The sequence below is a fragment of the Pseudomonas sp. W22_MBD1_FP4 genome (assembly GCF_052113765.1).
GTDB classification, from domain to species: domain Bacteria; phylum Pseudomonadota; class Gammaproteobacteria; order Pseudomonadales; family Pseudomonadaceae; genus Aquipseudomonas; species Aquipseudomonas sivasensis.
Genome location: NZ_JBGQOI010000030.1, coordinates 23,746 through 47,702, shown reverse-complemented (window position 1 = coordinate 47,702; position 23,957 = coordinate 23,746). Strand labels below are relative to the sequence as shown.

General features: G+C 59.6%; 24 protein-coding genes. 2 read left to right on the top strand and 22 right to left on the bottom strand.

Going from position 1 to position 23,957, the window contains the following annotated elements; genetic code table 11:
• Positions 1-16: 16 nt before the first annotated feature.
• The 16 genes from ACEN2T_RS27410 to ACEN2T_RS27335 all read right to left on the bottom strand — a co-directional run bounded on the left by ACEN2T_RS27410 (position 17) and on the right by ACEN2T_RS27335 (position 13,318).
• Complete coding sequence (locus tag ACEN2T_RS27410; RefSeq protein ID WP_260367676.1) at positions 17-577, bottom strand: DUF1285 domain-containing protein; 561 nt, start codon at positions 575-577, stop codon at positions 17-19.
• Between the two features lie 27 nt (positions 578-604).
• The gene (locus tag ACEN2T_RS27405) at positions 605-1,210 is read right to left on the bottom strand and encodes a DUF4823 domain-containing protein (RefSeq protein WP_032886814.1); all 606 of its coding nucleotides are present in this window, start codon (positions 1,208-1,210) and stop codon (positions 605-607) included.
• 113 nt (positions 1,211-1,323) lie between these two features.
• Positions 1,324-2,292, bottom strand: a complete 969-nt coding sequence (locus ACEN2T_RS27400; protein ID WP_095185661.1) for a GTP 3',8-cyclase MoaA — start codon at positions 2,290-2,292, stop codon at positions 1,324-1,326.
• Positions 2,293-2,405: 113 nt separating this feature from the next.
• Positions 2,406-3,074: a TetR/AcrR family transcriptional regulator gene (locus tag ACEN2T_RS27395; RefSeq protein WP_095185662.1), complete on the bottom strand. Its 669-nt coding sequence runs from the start codon at positions 3,072-3,074 to the stop codon at positions 2,406-2,408.
• A 448-nt stretch (positions 3,075-3,522) separates the two neighbouring features.
• Positions 3,523-4,308, bottom strand: coding sequence for a TatD family hydrolase (locus tag ACEN2T_RS27390; protein WP_122753527.1), 786 nt, complete (start codon positions 4,306-4,308; stop codon positions 3,523-3,525).
• A gap of 63 nt (positions 4,309-4,371) precedes the next feature.
• The gene (locus tag ACEN2T_RS27385) at positions 4,372-5,361 is read right to left on the bottom strand and encodes a DNA polymerase III subunit delta' (protein WP_032886809.1); all 990 of its coding nucleotides are present in this window, start codon (positions 5,359-5,361) and stop codon (positions 4,372-4,374) included.
• The gene (gene tmk, locus ACEN2T_RS27380) at positions 5,354-5,986 is read right to left on the bottom strand and encodes a dTMP kinase (protein ID WP_099601970.1); all 633 of its coding nucleotides are present in this window, start codon (positions 5,984-5,986) and stop codon (positions 5,354-5,356) included. The genes ACEN2T_RS27385 and tmk overlap by 8 nt, the downstream gene beginning before the upstream one ends.
• A 19-nt stretch (positions 5,987-6,005) precedes the next feature.
• Positions 6,006-7,127 (bottom strand): endolytic transglycosylase MltG, encoded by a 1,122-nt coding sequence (gene mltG / locus ACEN2T_RS27375; protein WP_095185666.1) that lies wholly within the window; start codon positions 7,125-7,127, stop codon positions 6,006-6,008.
• Between the two features lies 1 nt (position 7,128).
• A complete protein-coding gene (gene pabC, locus ACEN2T_RS27370) occupies positions 7,129-7,944 on the bottom strand; it encodes an aminodeoxychorismate lyase (protein ID WP_442117848.1) in 816 nt (271 codons plus the stop codon).
• A complete protein-coding gene (gene fabF / locus ACEN2T_RS27365; protein ID WP_032886804.1) occupies positions 7,944-9,188 on the bottom strand; it encodes a beta-ketoacyl-ACP synthase II in 1,245 nt (414 codons plus the stop codon). Before fabF ends, pabC begins: the two co-directional genes overlap by 1 nt.
• 127 nt (positions 9,189-9,315) lie before the next feature.
• A complete protein-coding gene (acpP, locus tag ACEN2T_RS27360; protein ID WP_010566559.1) occupies positions 9,316-9,552 on the bottom strand; it encodes an acyl carrier protein in 237 nt (78 codons plus the stop codon).
• 191 nt (positions 9,553-9,743) lie between these two features.
• On the bottom strand, positions 9,744-10,487 hold the full coding sequence (gene fabG / locus ACEN2T_RS27355) for a 3-oxoacyl-ACP reductase FabG (protein ID WP_032886802.1): 744 nt from the start codon (positions 10,485-10,487) through the stop codon (positions 9,744-9,746).
• A 24-nt stretch (positions 10,488-10,511) separates the two neighbouring features.
• Positions 10,512-11,450, bottom strand: coding sequence for an ACP S-malonyltransferase (fabD, locus tag ACEN2T_RS27350; RefSeq protein ID WP_032886801.1), 939 nt, complete (start codon positions 11,448-11,450; stop codon positions 10,512-10,514).
• 126 nt (positions 11,451-11,576) lie between these two features.
• Positions 11,577-12,587, bottom strand: a complete 1,011-nt coding sequence (gene plsX, locus ACEN2T_RS27345) for a phosphate acyltransferase PlsX (protein ID WP_442117847.1) — start codon at positions 12,585-12,587, stop codon at positions 11,577-11,579.
• 4 nt (positions 12,588-12,591) lie between these two features.
• Positions 12,592-12,774 carry a 50S ribosomal protein L32 gene (gene rpmF / locus ACEN2T_RS27340; protein WP_008152339.1) on the bottom strand — a complete coding sequence of 61 codons (183 nt, stop codon included), beginning with the start codon at positions 12,772-12,774 and terminating at the stop codon, positions 12,592-12,594.
• Positions 12,775-12,787: 13 nt separating this feature from the next.
• Entirely contained in the window at positions 12,788-13,318 is a 531-nt protein-coding gene (locus ACEN2T_RS27335; RefSeq protein ID WP_032886799.1) for a YceD family protein, read from the bottom strand.
• Between the two features lie 105 nt (positions 13,319-13,423).
• Between ACEN2T_RS27335 and ACEN2T_RS27330 the strand changes: the two genes are divergently transcribed.
• Complete coding sequence (locus tag ACEN2T_RS27330) at positions 13,424-14,002, top strand: Maf family protein (protein ID WP_442117846.1); 579 nt, start codon at positions 13,424-13,426, stop codon at positions 14,000-14,002.
• Positions 14,003-14,148: 146 nt separating this feature from the next.
• Here the strand turns inward: ACEN2T_RS27330 and ACEN2T_RS27325 are convergent, their stop codons facing one another.
• From ACEN2T_RS27325 to rluC, 3 genes are read right to left on the bottom strand one after another with little or no spacing between them, the layout of a single operon-like run.
• Positions 14,149-15,132, bottom strand: a complete 984-nt coding sequence (locus ACEN2T_RS27325) for a S49 family peptidase (protein ID WP_442117845.1) — start codon at positions 15,130-15,132, stop codon at positions 14,149-14,151.
• A gap of 21 nt (positions 15,133-15,153) precedes the next feature.
• Positions 15,154-15,816 carry an HAD-IA family hydrolase gene (locus ACEN2T_RS27320; protein ID WP_095185671.1) on the bottom strand — a complete coding sequence of 221 codons (663 nt, stop codon included), beginning with the start codon at positions 15,814-15,816 and terminating at the stop codon, positions 15,154-15,156.
• The gene (gene rluC, locus ACEN2T_RS27315; protein WP_032886795.1) at positions 15,803-16,762 is read right to left on the bottom strand and encodes a 23S rRNA pseudouridine(955/2504/2580) synthase RluC; all 960 of its coding nucleotides are present in this window, start codon (positions 16,760-16,762) and stop codon (positions 15,803-15,805) included. The genes ACEN2T_RS27320 and rluC overlap by 14 nt, the downstream gene beginning before the upstream one ends.
• 758 nt (positions 16,763-17,520) lie before the next feature.
• On the opposite strand from rluC, the gene rne reads away from it, so the two are divergent.
• Positions 17,521-20,712: a ribonuclease E gene (gene rne, locus ACEN2T_RS27310; RefSeq protein WP_122753533.1), complete on the top strand. Its 3,192-nt coding sequence runs from the start codon at positions 17,521-17,523 to the stop codon at positions 20,710-20,712.
• A gap of 62 nt (positions 20,713-20,774) precedes the next feature.
• On the opposite strand, the gene ACEN2T_RS27305 is transcribed toward rne, so the two are convergent.
• The 3 genes from ACEN2T_RS27305 to ACEN2T_RS27295 all read right to left on the bottom strand — a co-directional run bounded on the left by ACEN2T_RS27305 (position 20,775) and on the right by ACEN2T_RS27295 (position 23,813).
• On the bottom strand, positions 20,775-21,353 hold the full coding sequence (locus ACEN2T_RS27305; protein ID WP_442117844.1) for a nucleotidyltransferase family protein: 579 nt from the start codon (positions 21,351-21,353) through the stop codon (positions 20,775-20,777).
• Complete coding sequence (locus tag ACEN2T_RS27300) at positions 21,350-22,336, bottom strand: XdhC family protein (RefSeq protein ID WP_442117843.1); 987 nt, start codon at positions 22,334-22,336, stop codon at positions 21,350-21,352. The genes ACEN2T_RS27305 and ACEN2T_RS27300 overlap by 4 nt, the downstream gene beginning before the upstream one ends.
• A gap of 145 nt (positions 22,337-22,481) precedes the next feature.
• A complete protein-coding gene (locus ACEN2T_RS27295) occupies positions 22,482-23,813 on the bottom strand; it encodes a dicarboxylate/amino acid:cation symporter (RefSeq protein ID WP_442117842.1) in 1,332 nt (443 codons plus the stop codon).
• Positions 23,814-23,957: the final 144 nt, after the last annotated feature.

Below are 23,957 nucleotides of genomic sequence, written 5' to 3'. Positions count from 1 at the left end.
GGTGAAAAAACCGGCCTCAAGGTTCCACGCCGATCGGGAAAAACTCGCCACCGCTCCACACGCCCAGCCAGTTCTGACCGTTGATCGGACGGCTTACAGCAAGCTCGACCAATTGATAGAACACGTTGCGGTGCACCAGCGCTTCGAGGTTGGTACGCACCCGTAGATAGGGCGCAGGTTCCTGGGTGACGGGGTCGATGACCACCCGCAGCGGATGTTCGATATCAGCTTCGATCTGTTCATCGACGTTGGTGGTGAAGCGCAGCAACTGGCTTTCACCGTGCCCTTCAACTTCCAGGGTCAACGCGACAAAGGGCGCATCATCGACGGTGATGCCGACTTTTTCCACGGGAGTAATCAGGAAATAATCATCGCCATCGCGGCGAATGATATTGGAGAACAACTTGACCATCGGCTTTCGCCCAATAGGCGTGCCTTGGTAGAACCAGGTGCCATCGCGGGCGATGCGCATGTCGATGTTGCCGCAGAAGTCCGGGTTCCACAGGTGCACCGGCGCCGGTCCCTTGCCTTTGGGCAGTTGGGCCAACAGGTCGTTGGCCTTGGCGGAATCGGTCATGGGGTTCTCCCTTTTTTTGATCTGGCCTTACTGATCGCTCATACCCAGCAGGCCGCGGGCGTACTGCGCCAGCGGGCGGGCAATCAAGTCTTGTGGCCGATTGTCGTGGAACGTCAGTAAACCGCCACGACTGCGAATGCGTGCAGTATCAATCAAATACTGGGTACTGGTCTCGATCAACATGATCTGGATTACGCCACTGTCTAGCCCTACCCGGTCCAAGGCCTCTTGATCGGCCCATTCGTCGGCGTTGCCGATACGGTCATCTGCCTTGGCGAATCGGCAGTACAGCAGGTAATGGGCGCCTGCCGCACGAGCTTCGGCCATCGCCTGTTCCAAACCTTCGGGCTGACGGGCGCGGCGCACCATGGGGAAGTATTCGACGAATCCGTTGAAGGCTTCTTCGGCCACCACGTTCGGTCGCGGATAGGCGCTGCCCGGCGGCACGAAGGCACCCTGCGCGATGAAAACAAAGGAGTCCGGCTGTATGCGAACCGAGGCGGTACGGCGGGTGTCACTGTGGTCAAGCAACCCGGCGTCGCTCATCTGATAGCGGGTGCCTTCGGCCATATCGCTGACGGTCATGCAACCACTCAGCGTCAATGACGCCAGCAACAAAACCAGATTACGCATCCTAATCCTCCAGAAGCCGGTGACGGAAAACCGGCGAATGGACGTGAGATGCAGGTTCTGCGCCAGCTTGAAGGCAACTCCCATATTGGGTGATGTGTAATCTGGGGATAGCGTTAGCCGCCGATGATCTTCATGATCGTCGCGCCGCCGGAAAATGCCACTTCCTGTTTGTCGCCCAGGGCTTTCATCAGCAAGCCTTGCAGCGCCGGCAGTGCCTGGTGGCGCGGTTTGTCGAGCAGGTCGCCGACATAGTGGCGGTTGCTGGAAGACAAGCAGCCATGCAGCCAGCCGGTGGACGACAGGCGCAACCGTGAGCAGGTACGGCAGAATGGAACGCTCTCGTTGGCGATCACGCCAAAGTAGCCTTTGCCCGGCACCTCGTAGCGAACTGCGGTTGCGTCCACCGGTGCGTTGGCTTGCAGGTATTCGTGATGTTCGCCAATCAGGCTGAGCAGTTGCTGCAGGCTGACGAATTGCTGCAGGAACGCGTTGGAATCCTTGGCCAGGTGGCCCATGCGCATCAACTCGATAAAGCGCAGCTCGTAACCACGCTCCAAGCAGTAGTCGAGCAGCGGCATCACTTGGTCGAGGTTCTGGCCGCGCAACGGCACCATGTTGACCTTGATCTTGATTCCTGCAGCGCGCGCTTGGTCCATGCCATCGAGCACGGTGGCCAAGTCGCCACCACGGGCGATGCTGCGGAAGGCGTCCGCGTCCAAGGTATCGAGAGAGACGTTGATACGCCGAATGCCGGCATCCACCAACAGCGGCAGTTTGCGCGCCAGCAACTGGCCGTTGGTGGTCAAGCTGATATCGCTGAGGCCCATGCCACCGACTGCGCTCATGAAGGCTTCCAGCTTGGGGCTGACCAGCGGCTCGCCACCCGTGATGCGCAGTCGGTCGATGCCCGCCGCTTCGATCAGGTAAGCCACACCACGGGCCATGGCCTCGGCCGAGAGTTCGTCTTGGGCAGCCACCAGCCGCTTGCCGTTGGGCACGCAGTAGGTACACGCGTAGTTGCAGGCTGAAGTCAGGCTGATCCGCAAATTGCGAAAACGCCTGCCTTGACGATCAACGATCATGGATCACTCCGGCAGAGGATGATTCGGGCGCGCTAAAAACTGACTGATAAATCAGCTTTTAGCAAGGTCCTTGCCTGAGTATATTCCTGGGGTACTACGCCTGGCAGTAAAGATTACGACGCCGGCGTCTCAACGGGCGAAGACTCTACGGCTGCTGGCTCGGCGCTATGCTTGCGCTTGTTGCCCATGCGTACGCCAATGTCCATCAGGAACTGGAAGAAACCTTCCTGGTCTTCCAGCACATTGCTCCAGAATGGCGAGTGGTACAGCGCCACGGCGCCGTGCACCAAGGCCCAAGCCGCGCAATAGTGGAAATAAGGAGGTACGTCTTCAAGCTTGCCTTCACTGATGCGGCCCTTGATCAACAGGGTCAGGCGTTCGAAGTTCGAGGCGCGGATCTTGTGCAGCTCTTCGACCATCTCTGGCACCTGATGGCCCTTGACGACCTTCTCCTCCAGGCGGTCGAACAGGCGATAGCGCTGCGGATCACGCATACGGAACTCGAAGTAGGCGCGGGACAGCGCTTCCTTGTCTTTATCGACATCGGCCGAATGCAGCAGCTCGTTCAAGTCGCGCTCGTAGTCGAGCATCAGGCGCAGGTAGATCTCCGCCTTGGACTTGAAGTGCTTGTAGATCGTGCCTTTGCCGATACCCACGGCATCCGCGATCATCTCGACGGTGACGCTGTCTTCGCCTTGTTCGAGGAACAATTTGAGTGCGGTGTCGAGAATTTCCTGCTCACGGCGGCGAAACTCACGGACCTTACGGGGTTCTTTGTGCATGAGGAAGAGGTCTGCAAAGGTCGGAATAGGGAGGGTTGCGCATGACCAAGATTACATGGCGATACGATTTACCCAGTGCGAGGGATTATCCCGACTGAACGGTCGTTGGGCAACGTCTATGTGAACCCGCCATGCACTTTACTTTCAGACCGCCAACGATTTCATGGCTATCAGTCAGAAATAATACGCAACAACTGCACCCGTGCACTGGCCTAATGAGAACTCAAGCGAAGCGCGTGTATTCCAAATCTGTTTAAAAAACGATCAGTCGCGACTGGACTGAATCAGATACTGATCAATACTTGAACTGTCGGCGTGACATCTCCCCCAAGTGAAGCGCCGACCTGGGTACCGACGGACTGTGTGCCCTTGCTTTACTCCTAATGGTCTTAACCCGGATTCCCCCCCCAGAACCCGGGTTTTTTTTGCCCGCAATTTGACCCTGGATCTACGAAGCGACGTGAGCCAATGGAAACAGGCGCTTGAAGTTCTCGGTAGTCTGTTGCGCAAAACGCTCGTAGGACTCACCCCGCAGCATCGCCAGGTAATCCGCCACATCACGCACGTACTCCGGCAGGTTCGGCTTGCCGCGATGGGGGATGGGCGCCAGGTACGGCGAGTCCGTTTCCACCAACAGGCGATCGGCCGGGACTTGGCGGGCCACGTCACGCAACGCGTCGGCATTGCGAAAAGTGACGATGCCCGACAGGGAGATATAGAAACCCAGGTCCAACGCCGCCTTGGCCATGTCCCAGTCTTCAGTGAAGCAGTGCAATACACCGGCCTGGGGTAACGCGGCCTCGCGCAGCAAGGTGAGCGTGTCGGCACGGGCGCCGCGGGTATGGACAATCACCGGTTTGCCCGTCTGCTGGGCGGCTTGCAGATGCAGGCGAAAGGATGCCTGCTGCAACTCGGCAGCTTCGGGTTCGTAGTGGTAATCCAGGCCGGTCTCGCCGATGGCCACTACACGCGGATGGTTGAGTTCGCCCAGCAGCCAGTCGAGGGCCGGGGCCTCGCCAGGCTTGAGGTCCAGCGGGTGGATACCCACTGAGCAATCCACGTCGGCATAACGATCAGCCAAAGCTTTGACGTCGGAGGCGTTGTCGGCGCTGACGCCGATGCACAGGAAATGCCCGACTCCGCGCTGGCGAGCCGCTTCCAGGGCGGCATCAAGGGAGCCGCCGTGCTGGGCGAGGTCAAGACGATCAAGGTGGCAGTGGGAATCTACGAGCATAGGAAGTTACAACTTGAGTCACGGAAAGTGTCTGGCCGACGATACATCCGTCGACCACGGAAATTAACGGCGGCCGAGCAAGCCCACCCACTGCACCAGCAGCGCTTCAAGCAACAGCACACGGTTGAGGTTGGCCTTGCCGAGCACTTTCTGGCGCTGGGCGAGGATCCAGTCCTGGATGGACAGCACCTTGTCCTGGGCGCTTTTCTGCGCGAGATACTGCACCACCTTGCGCATGTCCTGCAGGCCCAGGCCATTTTCATCCTGGGTCAACTGATACCGCAGGATCAGGCTCGACCAGTCGCAGAACCAGTCGAACAGCAGCAACAGGGGAATGTCTTTCCAGGCGCTTTCGGCCAGTTGTGTCGCAGACAGTTCCTGCTTGAGGAGTTTTTTAACCCCATCCACCACCAGCGCGCGCTGGTCACGCACGCCTTGGGCTTGCAGCTTCACGGCCGCCAAGGGCGAACCGGCGGCCAGGGTCAGTAGTTCGACACGTTCATCGGCGGAGCAGTCTGGCAGTGCCTGCGCCAGCCATTGCAGGCTTATCGCCTCGCTTGGCAGCGGACAGGCCTGCTGCACGCAGCGACTGCGGATGGTCGGCAACAGGCGGCTTGACTGGTGGCTCACGAGCAACAGCACAGTATCGCCGGAGGGTTCTTCCAGGCTTTTGAGCAGGGCGTTGGCGGCGTTGATGTTCATCGCTTCTACCGGCTCGATCAGCACCACCTTGCGCCCGCCCATCTGCGCGGTTTGCACCACGAAGCTGACGAGATCACGCACTTGGTCGACCTTGATCGCCTTGTCGGCTTCCTCGGGCTCCAGCAGGTAATTGTCCGGATGGCTGCCAGCCTTAAGCAACAGGCAGGATTTGCACTCGCCACAAGCCTCCAAGTTAACCGGACGCTGGCACAGCAGGCTGGCCATCAGGCGCTCGGCAAGGGCCCGTTTACCAATACCGATTGGCCCATGCAACAAGTAGGCATGGGCGTGCTGGGCGCGGCCGGCTAACTGCTGCCAGAGACTGTCCTGCCACGGGTAGGCTTCAGCCACGGGCGCGCTCCAACAGTGTTGGCAACAAGCCGTCGATGGCCTGCTGCACATTGGCCAACGGCTGGGATGCGTCAAGCAGGTGATAGCGAGCAGGTTCGACCTGAGCACGTTTGAGAAACGCGCTGCGCACAGCATCGAAGAACGCCTGGCCTTCGAGTTCGAAGCGATCGAGACGACCACGAGCACTGGCGCGGGCCATGCCCACTTCTACGGGCAAGTCGAACAACAGGGTCAGGTCAGGACGCAAATCACCTTGCACGAACGTTTCCAGGGTAGCGATGCGCGCCAATGACAACCCGCGGCCGCCGCCCTGGTAGGCGTAGGTGGAATCGGTAAACCGGTCGCAAATCACCACGGCACCGCGGGCCAGGGCCGGGCGAATCACCTCGGCCAGATGTTGTGCCCGGGCAGCGAACACCAGTAGCAGCTCGGTGTCCGGGTTCATCTGTTCTTCGCCTGGGGCCAGCAACACTTCACGGATGCGCTCGGCCAAAGGCGTACCGCCGGGCTCACGGGTCAACACCACCTCGATGCCTTCGGCACGCAAGCGCTTTGCCAAGTAATCGCGGTTGGTGCTTTTGCCGGCGCCTTCCGGGCCTTCCAGGGTAATAAACAAGCCAGTCACAGGCAGTCCTTAGTCAGAGTCATTGCGGGCTTTGCGGCGCGGTGGTGTCCAGCACGGGCTCGGCGGGCGCTTCCGTTGGCGGCGTTGCATCTTCCGGCGGTTTTACCACCGGTGCCGGACTCGAGCGGTAATCGGCACGGCGTTTGAGCTGGAACTCACGCACGGCGGCATTATGCGCACCCAGGTCATCGGAGAAAATATGACTGCCATCGCCACGGGCGACGAAATACAGGCTGCTGCCAGGCACCGGGTTCAATGCGGCATGGATAGCCTCGCGACCGACCATGGCGATTGGCGTCGGCGGCAGCCCGGCAATCATGTAGGTGTTGTAAGGGTTGGATTCCTTGAGGTGAGCGCGCGTCAACTTGCCGTTGTAACGCTCACCCAGGCCGTAGATCACCGTAGGGTCGGTCTGCAGCAGCATGCCGATCTTCAGACGGCGGACGAACACACCGGCAATCTGGCCACGCTCCTCAGGCACACCGGTCTCTTTTTCCACCAGAGACGCCATGATCAGCGCTTGATAAGGGTCGGTGTACGGCACATCGGGGGCGCGCTTGCTCCACTCCTGGGCCAGTACGTCGTCCAGGCGGTTGTAAGCTTTTTTAAGGAATTCGACGTCGGTCATGCCGCGCACGAATCGATACGTATCCGGGAAGAATCGCCCTTCGGGAAACACCCCAGGGTGACCAAGTTTCTCCATCACTTCGCTGTCACTCAGGCCGGAGAGGCTCTGTACGATCTTTTCATGCTTGGCCAGGGCCGAACGCACTTGGCGGAAGTTCCAGCCTTCCACCAGTGTCAGACTGTATTGCACCACGTCGCCACGCTGCCAGAGGCCGATCAGGCCTTCGGCGGTCATGCCGGGCGTCATTCGGTATTCGCCGCTATGCAGCGGTTGGCCGTCGAGGTTGAAGCGCCAATACAGACGCAGCCAGAAGGCTCCGTCGATCACGCCGTCGGCTTCCAGTCGATTGAAGGTGCCGGTCGGAGTCGCCCCTGCCGGCACATCGAGCAACTGCTCTTGGGTCAGATTCAGCGGCTGCTTCAAGGCAGCGTCGTATTTCCAGGCGCAGACCCCCAACAGCAAAGCCGCCGAGAACAGACCGATCAGCAGCAGTACAACCAGTTTTCGTATCAACTCAGATATCCAATAGCGCGCGAACAATGCCCTGCAGTTTACGGGTGAGCGGCCCAACCGGCCAGCTCATCGCAGCACAGCCGCGCACCGGCCAAATGCCATACACGCTGTTACAGGCAAAGACTTCGTCGGCCTGCTGCAGTTGCTCGACAGTGATGTCGGCCACGGCCACCGGGATGCCCAGCGATTGTGCCTGGTCCAGGATCTCGGCACGCATCACACCCGCGACACCGCAACGCTTCAGATCGGCGGTTAGTAACAAGCCGTTACGCACGAGAAACAGATTGCTGAACACGCCCTCAATGACGCGGCCGGACATATCCAGCATCAAACCTTCGGCATGTTCGACATCTTGCCATTCGGCACGCGCGATCACCTGCTCCAGGCGGTTAAGGTGCTTCAGCCCGGCCAGCAAGGGCTGCTCGGCCAAACGGGTAGCGCACGGAAACAGGCGAATGCCGTCGGTTCCATGGGCGTGGGGATAGGTGGCGGGCGGACTGCCCTGCAGGATACGGCGCACAGGTGCGTCGGGATTGATGCCGTAACCGCGCAGGCTGTCGCCACGGGTAAGGATCAGCTTGAGGACACCGTCACCGAGGGCGGCGGCATAGGCAAGCACTTCGTTGCGGATCAACCCGAGATCGACCACGAACGCAAAGCGCCTGCAGCCCTCATCAAGGCGCTGCAGGTGGCGGTCGAGTAGCAGGGGCTGCCCGGCCTTGACGGCGACGGTCTCGAACAGGCCATCGCCATACGCCAGGCCGCGATCTTTCAGGGGCACGCTGTCCGCTGGCTGACCGTCGACCCAGCTGTGCATCACTCGGCGTACCGGCGGAACACCAGGGAACCGTTGGTGCCACCAAATCCGAACGAGTTGGAGATCGCAACGTCGATCGGCATCTGTTGCGGCTCGTGCGGTACGAAGTTCAGGTCGCAGCCTTCATCCGGCTCATCCAGGTTGATGGTCGGCGGAGCGACCTGATCCTTGATGGCCATCACGCTGAAGATCGCCTCGACCGCGCCCGCCGCACCCAGCAGGTGACCGGTCATGGACTTGGTGGAGCTGACAGCCAGCTTGTACGCGTGCTCGCCGAACACCGACTTGATGGCCTCAGCTTCCGCCAAGTCACCGGTCGGGGTCGAAGTGCCATGGGCGTTGATGTACTGCACCTGATCGACATTGACCTTCGCATCACGCAATGCGTTGGTGATGCAGCGCGCAGCGCCGGCACCGTCAGACGGTGGCGAGGTCATGTGGTAGGCGTCGCCGCTCATGCCAAAGCCGATCAGCTCGGCATAGATGGTGGCTCCGCGCGCCTTAGCGTGCTCCAACTCCTCCAGCACCAGGGCACCAGCACCATCGGACAGTACGAAGCCGTCACGACCCTTGTCCCACGGACGGCTGGCGCGGGTCGGCTCGTCATTGCGGGTCGACAGCGCACGGGACGCGCCAAAGCCGCCCATACCCAGGCCGCAGGCTGCCATTTCGGCACCGCCGGCGATCATCACGTCGGCTTCGTCGTAGGCAATGTTGCGCGCTGCCATGCCGATGCAATGCGTGCCGGTGGTGCACGCAGTAGCGATGGCGTAGTTCGGTCCCTGTGCACCCAGGTGGATGGACAGGAAGCCGGAAATCATATTGATGATCGAGCCAGGCACGAAGAACGGTGAAATTCGACGAGGGCCAGTATCGTGCAACGTGCGGCTGGTTTCTTCGATATTGGTCAGACCACCAATACCAGACCCCATCGCCACGCCGATGCGCTCACGGTTGGCATCAGTGACTTCCAGGCCGGCGTTACGCACTGCCTGAAAACCGGCTGCCAGGCCGTATTGAATGAACAGGTCGAGTTTGCGGGACTCTTTGATCGAGAGGTATTCCTCGACATTGAACCCCTTTACCGAGCCGCCAAAACGGGTGGAATAGGCAGAAAGGTCCGTGTGTTCGATCAGACCAATACCACTGCGGCCAGCCAGAATGCCCTGCCAACTGCTCGGCACATCCGTACCCAGTGGCGACAACATACCCATACCGGTGACTACGACGCGTCTACGCGACACAGCACTCTCCTTTTTCTAATGACGACACTTTGCTTCAGAGCTTACTTTTTCATCACCGCTAAAGAAAAAACCGCACGCCGTTACAGCAGTGCGGTTTTCCCTAACAGCAAGCGACGACTACAAACTATTACGCCTGGTGGGCAGTAACGTAGTCGATAGCAGCTTGAACAGTAGTGATTTTTTCAGCTTCTTCGTCCGGGATTTCGGTCTCGAATTCCTCTTCCAGAGCCATCACCAGCTCAACGGTGTCAAGGGAATCGGCACCCAGGTCTTCTACGAAGGAAGCAGTGTTGGTCACTTCTTCTTCTTTGACGCCCAGTTGCTCGGCAACGATTTTCTTGACGCGCTCTTCGATGGTGCTCATACCTTGTTTAACTCCTAATGGACAAATTCAGGCAGCTGGCCAGTGGGTAAGTGTATAGAAAGCCTTTTCAGCTTTTCAACTGAAAGCTTCACCCTGTACCCGGTCCGCCACCTGCCTATAAATTAAGTTGCAGCTTTATAACGGATTTTAGACAGCTCGTATGACATTTTTTTGAAGCGATCCGTCACAATTTAACTCATGTACATCCCGCCGTTCACCGGGATTGTAGCCCCAGTCACGTATGCCGCACCGTCGGATGCCAGGAAAGTGACCACATTCGCGATCTCTTGAGCCTGGCCCAGACGGCCCAGCGGAATCTGCGTCAGCAAGCCTTCACGCTGTGCTTCCGGCAGTTCGCGGGTCATATCGGTGTCAATGAACCCTGGGGCCACCGAGTTGACCGTAATCGACCGCGAGCCGACCTCACGTGCCAAAGCACGACTGAAACCTTCCAGACCAGCCTTGGCAGCTGCGTAGTTTACTTGGCCTGCGTTGCCCATGGCACCCACTACGGAGCCAATATTGATAATTCGACCCCAACGAGCCTTGGTCATGCCGCGCAAAACGCCCTTGGACAGGCGAAACAGACTGTTCAGGTTGGTATCGACCACGTCGTACCACTCGTCGTCTTTCATACGCATCATCAGATTGTCGCGCGTGATACCGGCATTGTTCACCAGAATAGCCGGTGCGCCGAACTGTGCAGTGATCTCGGCCAATACAGCAGCCACAGACTCATCGCTGGTCACGTTCAGCTCAAGGCCAGTGCCTTGAACGCCATTTTCCTTCAGGGTCGCGGCGATACGCTCGGCGCCCGAAGCGGAAGTGGCGGTGCCGATCACAACGGCACCCTGACGGCCCAGTTCCAGGGCGATAGCCTGGCCAATGCCACGGCTCGCGCCGGTAACCAGTGCAACTTTACCTTGCAGACTCATGCAGGCTTCTCCTAAGTTCGGGGATCAGGCCAGCGCCGCACGAGCGGCAGCGAAGGCATCCGGGGTGTTGAGGTTGGCAGTCGACACGCCGTCGGCGCAACGCTTGTTCAGACCAGCCAGGACTTTGCCTGGGCCGCACTCGACCAGCTCGGTGGCGCCGTTGGCGGCCAGGGTTTGGACCGACTCGACCCAGCGCACAGGCTTGTAGAGTTGCTCCAGCAGGTCGCGCTTGAGCGTGTCGAGGTCGACCGCCACGGCCGCGCTGACGTTCTGCACCAGGGGAATTTGCGGTGCCTGCCAGTTGATGGCTGCGATGGACTCGGCAAAACGCTCGGCCGCCGGGCGCATCAGCTCGCAGTGGGACGGCACGCTCACCGGCAACGGCAGCGCACGCTTGGCGCCACGCGCCTTGCAGCCTTCGATGGCGCGCTCGACTGCCGCCTTGGCACCGGCGATCACCACCTGGCCAGGGGAGTTGAAATTCACTGCGCTGACCACTTCGCCCTGGGCCGCTTCGGCGCAGGCTTCGATCACCACTGCGTCGTCCAGGCCCAGAATAGCGGCCATGCCGCCCTGACCGGCCGGAACGGCTTCCTGCATCAGTTGACCACGACGCTCGACCAGCTTGACCGCTTCGGCGAGGGTCAGGCTGCCCGCAGCAACCAAGGCGCTGTATTCGCCCAAGCTGTGACCGGCGACGAATGCCGGGCGCGCGCCACCTTCGGCCAGCCACAGGCGCCACAAGGCGATCGAAGCGGTCAGGATGGCCGGTTGCGTTTTATCGGTTTGATTGAGCTGCTCTTCCGGCCCCTGCTGGGTCAGCGCCCACAGGTCGTAACCCAGGGCCTCGGAAGCTTCCTTGAAGGTATCCAGGATCAGCGGGTATTGCGCGCCCAGCTCGGCCAACATGCCGAGGGACTGCGAACCCTGCCCTGGAAAGACGAATGCGAGGGATGTAGACATGTAACAAGCCCCTAATGATCTGGTCGTCAAAAATGCGCGCGCCGACTATGGGAGCGCGCGAAACTGACAGATTGGATGGTCAATTGAACTGGCCGGTCACATTTAAGCACTCCCGAGCCAATTCGCCTAAGGCAACAGATCCTCAAGACGGCCGTGCAAGCGTTGCGGCAGGTTTTCCTGAATCTCGATCAAGGCCCGCGCAATAGCACTTTGAAAGCCTTCAACACCGGCTGAACCGTGACTCTTCACCACAATCCCCTGCAACCCCAGAAAGCTCGCGCCATTGTGCCGCGCCGGAGCCAGGTCGGCCTGCAGACGCCGCATCAACGGTAGCGCCAGAGCACCTACGATGCGCGATACCAGATTACGCCTGAACAACGCCTCAATGCGCACAGCGATCATGGTCGCCAGGCCTTCGCTGGATTTAAGCAGGATATTGCCGACAAACCCATCGCAGACCACCACATCCGCTTCGCCGCGGTAAACACCGTCACCCTCGACAAAACCGATGTAATTCAAGCCCCGCGCGCCCTGCAACAGACTGGCGGCAAGCTTGACCTGCTGATTGCCCTTGATGTCTTCAGTGCCGATATTCAGCAAGGCCACACGCGGCCGGACTATACCCAGCGCTTCTGCGGCCACCGAGCCCATCACGGCGAACTGGAACAAGTGCTCGGCACTGCAATCCACGTTCGCACCTAAGTCCAGCAGTTGGCAGTAGCCTTTCTGCGTTGGAATCGCCGCGACCATCGCGGGCCGGTCTATGCCAGGCAGCGTCTTGAGCACATACCGTGACAGTGCCATCAACGCCCCGGTGTTACCTGCACTGACACAGGCTTGCACCTTGCCATCACGCAATAACTCCAAGGCCACTCGCATTGAAGAGTCAGGCTTGCCGCGCAGGGCCGAAGCAGGCTTGTCATCCATGCTGATGGTTTCGCTGGCCGGCGTAATCGTCAGGCGCGCGCGATCCACAACCGGATGGCTGGCGATCAATTCTTCAAGGAGTGAGGGTTGACCGACGAGGGTCAGGTGCAGCGAGGGCGTAGCAATCAGGCTGGCAATACAGGCCTGAACAATGCTGCGGGGACCGAAGTCCCCGCCCATTGCGTCAATCGCGATGACTTGAGCAGACAAGTGATTACTCGTCAGCGCCCTTGTCGATCACTTTACGGCCACGGTATACGCCTTCTGGCGATACGTGGTGACGCAGGTGAATTTCACCGGTGGTTTTTTCTACAGACAGAGTGCTCGCCGTCAGGGCATCGTGCGAACGACGCATGTCACGGGCGGAACGGGATTTTTTGTTCTGCTGAACAGCCATAATTGATTAACTCCTAAACGTTTGGGTCACGCTTTAACTGCGCCAATACACTGAACGGGTTGGACCGCGTTACCTCGTCCTCGCTCGGCTCGGCCTCGTCATCGAGACCCTCCGGCTGCTGGCATTCTTCCGGATGATGAGCAGGCACAATGGGCAAGGCGAGCAGAAGCTCTTCCTCGATCAGTGCATGCAGATCCAAAGGATCTTCGCCCAGTTCCAGCACGTCATAACCTTTCGGCAACGACTGGGTATTCGCACCCTCCTTTACCACGGCATAACTGCACTCGCTGTGGATGGGCAGGGTGACCAGCTCAAGACAACGCTGGCAAACCATTTTGACCTCGGTGTCGATAAAGCTGTGGATTACCACAGATTTACGTTCATCTCGTTCAAAAACGAATTTGGCCTGCACCGTACCGACAGTGTCGGAAAGCGGGTCGCAGAGTCTCTCCAAATCGGCCAGCAGCAATTCACCTTGAAGGGAAGTGCCACGATCAGCCAATTTGCGCGGGTCAACGTGAGGTGGAATCGGGTCATTCAACATAGGCGCAGCATTATAGGGATGCACCCAGCCATGTCAAAGGAAATTCAGCCCTGTGCGTCAGCCGGTCGCCCCGCTAGAATCGGCGACTGCCTTGAGGAGTCGTACATGCTGCCTTTATTACTCGCTTCCAGCTCGGTTTATCGCCGGGAATTGCTCAGTCGCCTGCACCTGCCATTCATCTGCAGCTCGCCGGATATCGACGAAAGCCATGCTGCAAATGAGTCCGCCATCGAGCTGGTCAAGCGCCTGGCCGAAGCAAAGGCGCGCGCCCTCGCCGCCAGCCACCCAGGACACCTGATCATCGGTTCAGACCAGGTCGCCGCACTGGAAGGCCGCATCATCGGCAAACCTTACACTTTCGAAAATGCGCGTGAGCAGTTATTGGCCGCCAGCGGCAAGCGTGTCAGCTTCCTCACCGGCCTGGCCCTGCTGAATAGCGAGACGGGGCACTGCCAGGTCGACTGCGTGCCCTTTACCGTGCACATGCGCGAGCTGGATGCAGCGCGCATCGAGCGCTACCTGCGTGTCGAACAACCATATGACTGCGCGGGCAGCTTCAAGGCGGAAGGGCTGGGCGTGAGTTTATTCCAAAGCACCGACGGGCCAGATGCGACCAGCCTTGTCGGCTTACCGCTGATTCGCTTGGTAGATATGCTACTCAGCGAAGGCGTGCAAGTCCCTTAAGAACACCGCAAACCAAATACGGGAGAGGGTTTCCCCCGCTAGAAGCGTATCAGCCAACCTTGGATTGACTGATCCACCGCTATCGGGGGCAAGTCGAATCGTCGCACCGCCCCTTCTACATTTTGACCTACGACAGACTTGAGATATTAGCGCAGCGTCGGCCCCTGGAAGCCCATGTAAAGCGCCAGCTTCTCAGCCACGCTGGCACCGAGCTTCTTGGAGAAGCGATCAAGCGGCGATTCCTCAACCGTGAAATCCACCAACTCCTTCTCGCCAATCACATCCCGCGCCACCGAACTGGCACTGCCCAGGCCATCGATCAAACCCAGCGGCAACGCCTGCTCACCGGACCACACCAACCCCGAGAACAGCTCGGGATGATCTTTATCCTTTAGACGATCCCCGCGCCCCTGCTTCACGCTGGCGATGAACTGGCGATGAGTGGTATCCAGCACGCTCTGCCAGAATTGGGTTTCATCGGGCTTTTGCGGCTGGAACGGATCCAGAAACGCTTTGTGCTCGCCCGAGGTGTAGGTGCGGCGCTCAACACCCAGCTTCTCCATAGTGCCAACAAACCCATAACCGGCCGCCGTCACACCAATGGAGCCCACAAGACTGGCCTTGTCGGCATAGATCTGATCAGCGGCACTGGCGATGTAATAAGCACCCGAAGCACCCAGATCGGAAATCACGGCGTACAGTTTGATATCCGGGTGCAGGCCACGCAGGCGGCGAATCTCGTCATACACATAACCCGATTGCACCGGGCTGCCGCCCGGGCTGTTGATGCGCAGGATCACCCCTTTGACCTTGGGATCTTCGAACGCAGCACGCAGGCTGCCGACGATGTTATCGGCGCTTGCCGGCTCCTTGTCGGCAATTACACCGCGCACCTCGATCAGCGCGGTGTAGTTCGCGCCACGGGTTGCGCTCTTTTCCATATCCATCAGCGGACTGAACAGCGCCAGCATGAGCAACAGATAAGTAAAGGTCAGCAGCTTGAAGAAAATCCCCCAGCGCCGCGCACGACGCTGCTCCTGGACGCTGGCCAGGAGCGTCTTCTCCAGCAGCTTCCAACTCTTGTCGTCACCGCTTCCAGCCTTTTCAGGCGCTTTCCACTCGTCACTCATGCCATCAACCCCAGCAAAAACTTATTGAGCCCGACCGAGCCAGGCCTGCAATTCAGAAAAATGATCAATCGTGACCCTAGGCTCGTATTGCTGTAACGCCTCAGCGGACTGGGCACCATAGCTGACTGCAACGCTGTCCATGCCGGCGTTGCGCGCCATCATCAGATCGAAGGAAGCATCACCCACCATCAGCGCCTCACGCGGCGACACGCCGCAATGGGCAAGGATCTGCTCCAGCATCAGAGGGTGAGGTTTGCTGGCGGTTTCATCCGCAGCACGGGTGATGTCGAAGTAATCTTCCCAACCATGAGCCTTGAGCACCCGATCCAGCCCGCGACGAGCCTTGCCGGTAGCAACTGCCAAGTGGTAACCCTGCGCCCGGAACGCCGCCAGCGATTGCACAACGCCCTCAAACAGCGGCGAAGGCTCTGCCTCCAGCGCAATGTAGTGATCGGCGTAATGCTCGCGAAACGCTATCAGTTCTGCGTCACTGATTTCGGGATACAGGGTACGGATAGCTTCAGGCAGCCCCAAACCAATAATGCCCTTGACCGCCTGATCGCTGCACAACGCAAAGCCTGAACGGGTGGACGCCATGTGCATCGACTCGACAATGCGACCAATGGAGTTGGCCAGCGTCCCATCCCAATCAAAAATCAGCAGCTTGTAATCAAGGTGCGACACTCAAACGCTCCACGGTCTTGGCCCACATCTCATCGACAGGCGCCTGCAACTTCAGCTCGCCACCATCAGGCAGCGGCACAGTCAGCATGTAGGCATGGAGAAACAGGCGCTTACCGCCCAAGTCTCTAATTTCCTTGGAAAAGTCTTCGTCGCCGTACTTGGTATCACCAGCAATGCAATGGCCCGCATGCAAGGTATGCACGCGAATCTGGTGGGTACGCCCAGTGACCGGTTTGGCCTCGACCAGGGTGGCGAAGTCACCGAAGCGGCGCAGCACCTTGAACAGGGTCAGGGCCTCTTTACCCTCCTCGTCCACTTCGACCATGCGCTCGCCCGAGCGCAGATTGCTCTTCTGAAGCGGCGCGCGAACGCTTTTGATTGAGCTGGCCCAGTTGCCACGCACCAACGCCATGTAGCGCTTATCCACGCCATCACCCCGCAGGGCGGTGTGCAGGTGCCGCAACATGCTGCGCTTCTTGGCGATCATTAACAGGCCGGAAGTATCACGATCCAGGCGATGGACCAGTTCCAGCTCCTTGGCATCCGGGCGCAACTGGCGAAAGGCTTCGATCACCCCAAACGTTAGGCCGCTGCCACCATGCACAGCAATGCCACAGGGCTTGTTGATCACGATTAGTTTGTTGTCTTCAAAGACAATCGACGCCTCAAGGCGCTGCAGCAGCCCTTGAGCGAGGGGAACAGGTTCGTCCCGCTCAGGCACGCGCACTGGCGGCACACGGACGATATCGCCCGCCTGCAGCTTGTACTCGGGCTTGATACGACCCTTGTTCACGCGCACTTCGCCTTTACGCAAGATGCGGTAAATCAAGGTCTTGGGCACGCCTTTGAGCCTGGCCAGGAGAAAGTTGTCGATGCGTTGGCCGGCATATTCCGGCGAGACCTCAAGCAGCTGGACGCTGGGGGTCTGGGGGGCGGTAGTCGTCATGGCGGCGATGATAACAATTTTTTATGGAATTGAAGCACTTAATCATTGCTGCTATAGTCGCGAACGCCGCCAAAAGCGGCCTGGACAGAGGACTTGCGGCAAGCTGCCGGCCCTGACCATCGCAATTCATCAGGACGCGAGGCCGTCCTACGGGGCTTTCGCCACCCTGGAAGGTTCGAGATTGTAACAAGCGCAGGTGACATGAGGCCTGAAGCGAGTGCAGAAAGCAGAGTAAATACTCGCATTCTGCGCCGATATTTACGGCCAGTTCACAAAGTGCAGTCAGTCTTGTGCCAGACCACGGCGAATGCTTCGGAAACAACGCCTGTTAAGAGCTGAGTGAGAGCGCAGTCGCCCACATTCAGTCTTGTTTAGCCATGAGCGTGAACTCCCCATTGGAGTACACGGTAAATGCCAACCCGCTGCGGATTCTGCGCGCGGCAGCACCCGAATTATCAGGGATACGTGTAGGGTGGAGATGCACAACCGTCGGACCGTGTAGCACTAGGCTTATATTTAGACGCTTCATCTCGTCCACAGTCGCCGGTTGATTCCTCCTCCTGACCTTAGCTTTTGTTGAAGTGGTGCCTTTGTCACCACCGCTAACAAGCAGGACGCGTCCGTCGCGATACCGGCCCAATTGGCCGATTTTGCTGGACACTGGAGTGGCCAACCACTCTTGACGCACCTGACACCGACCGTGAGAAGTCGTGTGTGCCGAACGCCGTTTCCGGCAGCCCGGAAACCGACGGTACAACATGAAAAGAATGCTGATTAACGCAACTCAACCCGAAGAGTTGCGTGTTGCACTGGTAGATGGCCAACGCCTCTACGACCTGGACATCGAATCCGGTGCACGCGAGCAAAAGAAGGCCAACATCTATAAAGGCCGTATTACTCGCATCGAACCAAGCCTTGAGGCTGCCTTTGTCGATTTCGGCTCCGAGCGCCACGGCTTCCTGCCCCTCAAAGAAATCTCCCGCGAATACTTCAAGAAAGCCCCCGAAGGCCGCGTGAACATCAAGGACGTCCTGAGCGAAGGCCAGGAAGTCATCGTCCAGGTCGAAAAAGAAGAACGTGGCAACAAGGGCGCCGCCCTGACCACCTTCATCTCCTTGGCCGGCCGTTACTTGGTGCTGATGCCGAACAACCCACGTGCTGGCGGCATTTCCCGCCGCATCGAAGGCGAAGAACGCAACGAACTGCGTGAAGCGCTGAACGGCCTGATCGCACCGGCCGACATGGGTCTGATCGTTCGCACTGCCGGCCTGGGCCGCAGCAGCGAAGAAATGCAGTGGGACCTCGACTACCTGCTGCAACTGTGGACCGCTATCAAAGAAGCGTCCCTGGATCGTTCCGCGCCGTTCCTGATCTATCAGGAAAGCAACGTGATCATCCGCGCCATCCGCGACTACCTGCGCCAGGACATCGGCGAAGTGCTGATCGACAGCGTTGAAGCCCAGGACGAAGCCCTGACCTTCATCCGCCAGGTGATGCCGCAGTACGCCAGTAAGATCAAGCTGTACGAAGACAGCGTTCCGCTGTTCAACCGCTTCCAGATCGAAAGCCAGATCGAGACCGCTTTCCAGCGCGTCGTCGAACTGCCTTCCGGTGGCTCCATCGTGATCGACCCGACCGAAGCACTGGTGTCCATCGACATCAACTCGGCGCGCGCCACGAAGGGTAGCGACATCGAAGAAACCGCCCTGCAGACCAACCTGGAAGCGGCTGAAGAAATCGCCCGCCAACTGCGCCTGCGTGACATCGGCGGCCTGATCGTGATCGACTTCATCGACATGACCCCAGCCAAGAACCAGCGCGCCGTGGAAGAGAAAGTCCGCGAATGCCTGGAAGCTGACCGTGCCCGCGTGCAAGTCGGCCGCATCTCGCGCTTCGGCCTGCTGGAAATGTCCCGTCAGCGCCTGCGCCCATCCCTGGGCGAGAGCAGCGGCATCGTCTGCCCGCGTTGCAACGGCACCGGCATCATCCGTGACGTTGAATCGCTGTCCCTGGCGATCCTGCGCCTGATCGAAGAAGAAGCCCTGAAAGACCGCACCGCCGAAGTCCGCGCGCAAGTGCCAATCCCGGTCGCCGCTTTCCTGCTGAACGAAAAACGCAACTCGATCACCAAGATTGAACTGCGCACCCGTGCCCGTATCGTCATCCTGCCGAACGATCACCTCGAAACGCCGCACTTCGAAGTACAGCGCCTGCGTGACGACAGCCCGGAAGCCCACAGCGGCCAGTCCAGCTACGAAATCGCTGCTGCCGCTGCCGAAGTGGAAGAAGTCCAGCCAGCCGCCGCGACCCGCACTCTGGTTCGCCAGGAAGCTGCCGTGAAAACCGCGCCAGCCCGTGCCAACGCACCAGTGCCGGTTGAAGCTGCCGCACCAGTTGCTGCACCAGCCGCCCTGCCTGAGCCGAGCCTGTTCAAAGGCCTGGTGAAATCGCTGGTCAGCCTGTTCGCTACCAAAGAAGAGCCTGTGGCCCCGGTTGTAGTTGAAAAACCAGCCTCCGAGCGCCCGGCACGTAACGAAGAACGTCGCAACGGCCGTCAGCAGAGCCGCAACCGCAACGGTCGCCGTGACGAAGAGCGCAAGCCGCGCGAAGAACGGGCACCGCGTGAGGAACGCGCTCCACGTGAAGAGCGTGCGCCTCGTGAAGCCCGTGAAGAAACACCAGCCGTAGCCCGTGAAGAACGCGCACCGCGTGAAGAGCGCGCACCTCGCACCCCACGTGCTCCGCGTGAAGATCGCAAGCCACGTGGCGAGCGTGAGGAACGCGTACGTGAACTGCGTGAGCCGCTGGACGCTGCGCCAGCCGTTGCTGCTGCCGCTGCTGCGACTACCGAAGAGCGCCCGGCCCGCCAGCCGCGTGAAGAACGCGCCCCTCGTGAAGAGCGCCAGCCGCGCCCTCCGCGTGAAGAGCGTCAACCACGCGCCGAGCAAGCTGCTTCCGCCAGCGAAGAGGAAGAAGTACTGACCGGCGAAGAGCAACTGCAGGAAGATGGTCAGGACAACGCCGAAGGCGATCGTCCTCGCCGCCGCTCCCGTGGTCAGCGTCGTCGCAGCAACCGTCGCGAGCGCCAGCGTGATGCCAACGGCAACGTAATCGAAGGCTCGGAAGAGACCGGCGAGAACGCTGAGGGCGCAACCAACGAAGCTAACGAACCGACGGGTGCCGAACTGGCTGCCGGCCTGGCCGTTACTGCTGCCGTTGCCAGCTCGGTCATCAGCGCTCCTGCTGAAGCCCAGGCTCACGAGCAAGCTGAACGCGCTACTGCAGCCGTTGAAGAAACCGCTGCTGTAGAAGCACCAGTTGCCGAGACCCCAGCGGTTGAAGCATCGGTCGTTGAGGCCCCCGCTGTTGAGGCAACTACCCCGATCGAAGCCCCAGTGGTTCCGGAAGTGGAAGTAGCCCCGGTTCGCGACGCCCAGCCAGAAACCGAAGCGGTCGCCATTGAACCTGCGCCGGTTGTTGAACCTCAGCCAGTGGTTGAAGCCGTAGTTGAAGCTCCGGCTGTCGAAGAGGCTGCCCCAGCGGTGCGTGAAGTTCGCGAAGAACAGACCGCCTTCCAATGGACTGCCGAACCTGCCGCCCCGGTTGAAGCTCCCGCGCCAGCGCCTGTTGTAGAAGAAGCGCCAGCACCGGTGGTTGAAGTCGTGGTTGCCGAGCCTGCACCAGTGGCTGTTGAAGCCCCGGTTGTTGCTGAAGTTGAAGCACCCGTGGTTGAAGCTGCTCCTGCCAGCGCCTTGAGCGAAAACGGCCGTGCGCCGAACGATCCACGTGAAGTGCGTCGTCGCCGCAAGGAAGCTGAGGCAGCCGCCGCTGCTGCTGCTGCCGCCGCTCCGGCTGTAGTCGAAGCTGTCGAAGCGCCTGCTCCGGTTGCTGAAGCCGTGGTAGAGCACAAGGCCCTGGAAGAAGAGCACGAGCCTAAACCCCTCGTCTGATTCCATCAGCCACTAAAAAGCCCCGCCTGAGTGATCAGGCGGGGCTTTTTTTTGTCTGCCGGTCAGCGGTAATGCAATAACGCGGGCACATCCACATCCCACAAAACACCGGAATCCTCCACCCGCACCTCCTTCAAAACAGCCTGTACAAATAACGCTTTGGCACCACGATCGCCACTCAGCGCCATCAAGGCGGGCCCAAATGCACGGGCAAAGGCAACCGGGTGGCCATACTGACCGGCATGTACCGGCACATTGATGCTATCCAGGCCGTCTATCACGCGCTCGATCGTCGACGCTTGAATAAACGGCATATCCCCCAGTACCACCAGCCAACCCTGCGCCGAAGCACTGGCCGCGACAGCTGCGGCAATACTGTCGCCCATGCCAGCCGACTGCAGCAGCAAGACCTTGCAGCCATACACCTTCGCCAACCGAATGACCTCCGAACGATCTGGCGAGGTCACCACCCAGCGCTCCACTAAGTCTGCCGGCAGATTCAACAGCACCTGCTCGATCACCGGTCGCGTCACGCCATCGCGACCTACACAGAGCGCCAGCAATTTATCCTGGTCGGCCCCAGCTTCTGCGCGGAAGCGGCTGCCCTGCCCTGCCGCCAGCACAATCGCCGTCACGGTCACTCAGCTACCACCGGCAAAGGCTTTTTCTGCATAGGCGCCACGCCGTTCTTGATTGCGACAATTTCCGCCATCAGCGACAGCGCGATTTCCGCCGGCGTATGGCTGCCGATATGCAAACCAATCGGCCCATGCAAGCGGGCAATCGCCTCCGCCGACAAACCCAGTGCGGCGAGGTTTTCACGGCGCTTCTGGGTATTGACCCTTGAACCTAGCGCGCCGATATAGAAGGCCTTGGAATTCAACGCCGTCAGCAACGCCATGTCATCCAGGCGCGGGTCGTGTGTGAGGCAGACAATCGCCGTGCGTTCGTCGGTCTGGATATTCAACACTGCCTCATCAGGCATACCCGGCACAAAGCGGCCATGTTGCTCTTCCCAGCCATACACGAACTCTTCGCGCGGGTCGCAGATCAGCACTTCGAAATCCAGCAAACGCGCCATTTCCGCCACATAGCGCGACAGTTGCCCGGCGCCGATCAGCAGCAGTCGCCAGCGTGGTCCATAGATGGCGCGCAAGCGTTCACCGTCGAAACTCACCACATCAGTCTTGCTCGCGCCGCTCAGGGTCACTTCGCCGGTTGCCAGGTTTAGCTCCCGAGCAACAATCTGATGATCCTCGCAGCGCGCCAGTAACTTCTCTACCCAGCCCCAGTCATCCACCCTCTCCTCGGTCAAGCGCAGCGTGCCACCGCACGGCAGCCCAAAACGCGCAGCTTCGTCGCGTGTAACGCCGTAGGTCACCAGTTGTACCGGCGGGCCGTCATCAGGCAAGCGGCCGTCCTGCAACCGCGCGATCAAGTCATCCTCGATGCAACCACCGGAAACCGAGCCAATCACCACGCCGTCGCCCCGCAGGGCTAGCATTGCCCCCGGCGGACGCGGTGCACTGCCCCAGGTCTGGACCACGCTGTACAACACCACTCGCTGTCCAGCGCGGCGCCATTCCAGCACGCTGCGCAGGACATTCAAATCCACACTGTCCATTCAGTCTCCCGCCAGCGTTGTTGATGAAGTATTCATTTACTGTAAAGCAAAGCGATTCAAAAGTGGCCGAGCAGAAACGCAAACGCCCCGAACCAGTCGGGGCGTTTGCGTATAGCTGCTAGCGTGGACTCACGCCTTCAGCGGCTTACTTGACGACAGGTGCAGGGCCTTCGGCCACGCCCAGGTCATTGATTTCGCGGGTTTCGGAGATACCGGTACCGCCAGACGCCAGCTCGCTTTGCAGCTTGTCGGTGTCCAGTTCCTTGACCCACTTAGCCACAACGATGGTGGCAACGGCGTTACCGACCAGGTTGGTCAGTGCGCGGGCTTCGGACATGAAGCGGTCGATACCCAGGATCAGCGCCAAGCCGGCAACCGGCAGGTGGCCTACAGCCGACAAGGTTGCAGCCAAAACGATGAAGCCACTACCGGTCACGCCAGCAGCGCCTTTGGAGGACAGCAGCAGCACCAGCAGCAGAGTGATCTGGTGGGTGATGTCCATGTGGGTGTCAGTCGCTTGAGCGATGAACACGGCAGCCATGGTCAGGTAGATCGAAGTACCGTCAAGGTTGAAGGAGTAGCCAGTCGGGATTACCAGACCTACTACGGATTTCTTGGCACCCAGACGCTCCATCTTGATCAGCATGCGTGGCAGTGCGGACTCGGAGGAGGAAGTACCCAATACGATCAGCAGCTCTTCACGGATGTAGCGGATCAGCTTGATGACGCTGAAACCGTGAGCGCGGCAGATACCGCCCAGCACCACCAGCACGAACAACAGGCAAGTGATGTAGAAGCAGATCATCAGTTGGCCCAACTGCACCAGGGAACCTACACCGTAGGCACCGATGGTGAACGCCATGGCGCCCAGGGCACCGAGTGGCGCGAGCTTCATGATCATGTTGATGATGTTGAACATCACGTGGGCGAAGCGATCTATGAAGTCCAGCACCGGCTTGCCGTAGGCACCCAGGCGATGCAGGGCAAAACCGAAGATCACCGAGAACATCAGCACTTGCAGGATGTCACCGTTGGCGAAGGCGCCGACGATGGTGTTCGGGATCACGTTAAGCAGGAAGCCAACGATGCTCTGGTCTGCGCCAGCAGTCACATAGGCAGCGACTTTGGAAGCGTCCAGGGTCGCTACGTCGATGTGCATGCCGGCGCCCGGTTGCACAACGTTCACCACGATCAGGCCGATCAACAGGGCGACGGTGGAAACGATTTCGAAGTACAGCAGCGCGTAGCCGCCGGTTTTGCCGACCGATTTCATGCTTTGCATGCCAGCGATGCCGCTGACAACGGTGCAGAAGATGATCGGGGCGATGACCATTTTGATCAGTTTGATAAACCCGTCACCCAGTGGCTTAAGGGCCACACCGGTTTGCGGGTAGAAGTGACCGAGCAAAATACCGATAACGATTGCAACGATCACCTGGAAATACAGGGATTTGTAGATTGGCTGACGAGTCGTCATTGCAAAATTCCTCAATCGTCCCGTGTGGCAAATATCCGCCATTGCCCACGACACTTGAATTGCGAACCCTCCTGCACTGGAGGGATTTGTTGTTTGCGAAGCCTGTAGGTCCAGGCCTGCGCTGTAATCCTTATCGCAAACGCC

What these genes read in the sequence shown, in the direction of transcription:
- acpP (WP_010566559.1), bottom strand. Translation starts at nt 9,552, where the DNA reads ATGAGCACCATCGAAGAGCGCGTCAAGAAAATCGTTGCCGAGCAACTG.
- ACEN2T_RS27410 (WP_260367676.1), bottom strand. Translation starts at nt 577, where the DNA reads ATGACCGATTCCGCCAAGGCCAACGACCTGTTGGCCCAACTGCCCAAA.
- ACEN2T_RS27335 (WP_032886799.1), bottom strand. Translation starts at nt 13,318, where the DNA reads ATGTTGAATGACCCGATTCCACCTCACGTTGACCCGCGCAAATTGGCT.
- rpmF (WP_008152339.1), bottom strand. Translation starts at nt 12,774, where the DNA reads ATGGCTGTTCAGCAGAACAAAAAATCCCGTTCCGCCCGTGACATGCGT.
- ACEN2T_RS27295 (WP_442117842.1), bottom strand. Translation starts at nt 23,813, where the DNA reads ATGACGACTCGTCAGCCAATCTACAAATCCCTGTATTTCCAGGTGATC.
- fabG (WP_032886802.1), bottom strand. Translation starts at nt 10,487, where the DNA reads ATGAGTCTGCAAGGTAAAGTTGCACTGGTTACCGGCGCGAGCCGTGGC.
- ACEN2T_RS27400 (WP_095185661.1), bottom strand. Translation starts at nt 2,292, where the DNA reads ATGATCGTTGATCGTCAAGGCAGGCGTTTTCGCAATTTGCGGATCAGC.
- ACEN2T_RS27390 (WP_122753527.1), bottom strand. Translation starts at nt 4,308, where the DNA reads ATGCTCGTAGATTCCCACTGCCACCTTGATCGTCTTGACCTCGCCCAG.
- fabD (WP_032886801.1), bottom strand. Translation starts at nt 11,450, where the DNA reads ATGTCTACATCCCTCGCATTCGTCTTTCCAGGGCAGGGTTCGCAGTCC.
- ACEN2T_RS27395 (WP_095185662.1), bottom strand. Translation starts at nt 3,074, where the DNA reads ATGCACAAAGAACCCCGTAAGGTCCGTGAGTTTCGCCGCCGTGAGCAG.
- ACEN2T_RS27405 (WP_032886814.1), bottom strand. Translation starts at nt 1,210, where the DNA reads ATGCGTAATCTGGTTTTGTTGCTGGCGTCATTGACGCTGAGTGGTTGC.
- rne (WP_122753533.1), top strand. Translation starts at nt 17,521, where the DNA reads ATGAAAAGAATGCTGATTAACGCAACTCAACCCGAAGAGTTGCGTGTT.
- pabC (WP_442117848.1), bottom strand. Translation starts at nt 7,944, where the DNA reads ATGCACAGCTGGGTCGACGGTCAGCCAGCGGACAGCGTGCCCCTGAAA.
- rluC (WP_032886795.1), bottom strand. Translation starts at nt 16,762, where the DNA reads ATGACGACTACCGCCCCCCAGACCCCCAGCGTCCAGCTGCTTGAGGTC.
- ACEN2T_RS27300 (WP_442117843.1), bottom strand. Translation starts at nt 22,336, where the DNA reads ATGGACAGTGTGGATTTGAATGTCCTGCGCAGCGTGCTGGAATGGCGC.
- ACEN2T_RS27330 (WP_442117846.1), top strand. Translation starts at nt 13,424, where the DNA reads ATGCTGCCTTTATTACTCGCTTCCAGCTCGGTTTATCGCCGGGAATTG.
- ACEN2T_RS27325 (WP_442117845.1), bottom strand. Translation starts at nt 15,132, where the DNA reads ATGAGTGACGAGTGGAAAGCGCCTGAAAAGGCTGGAAGCGGTGACGAC.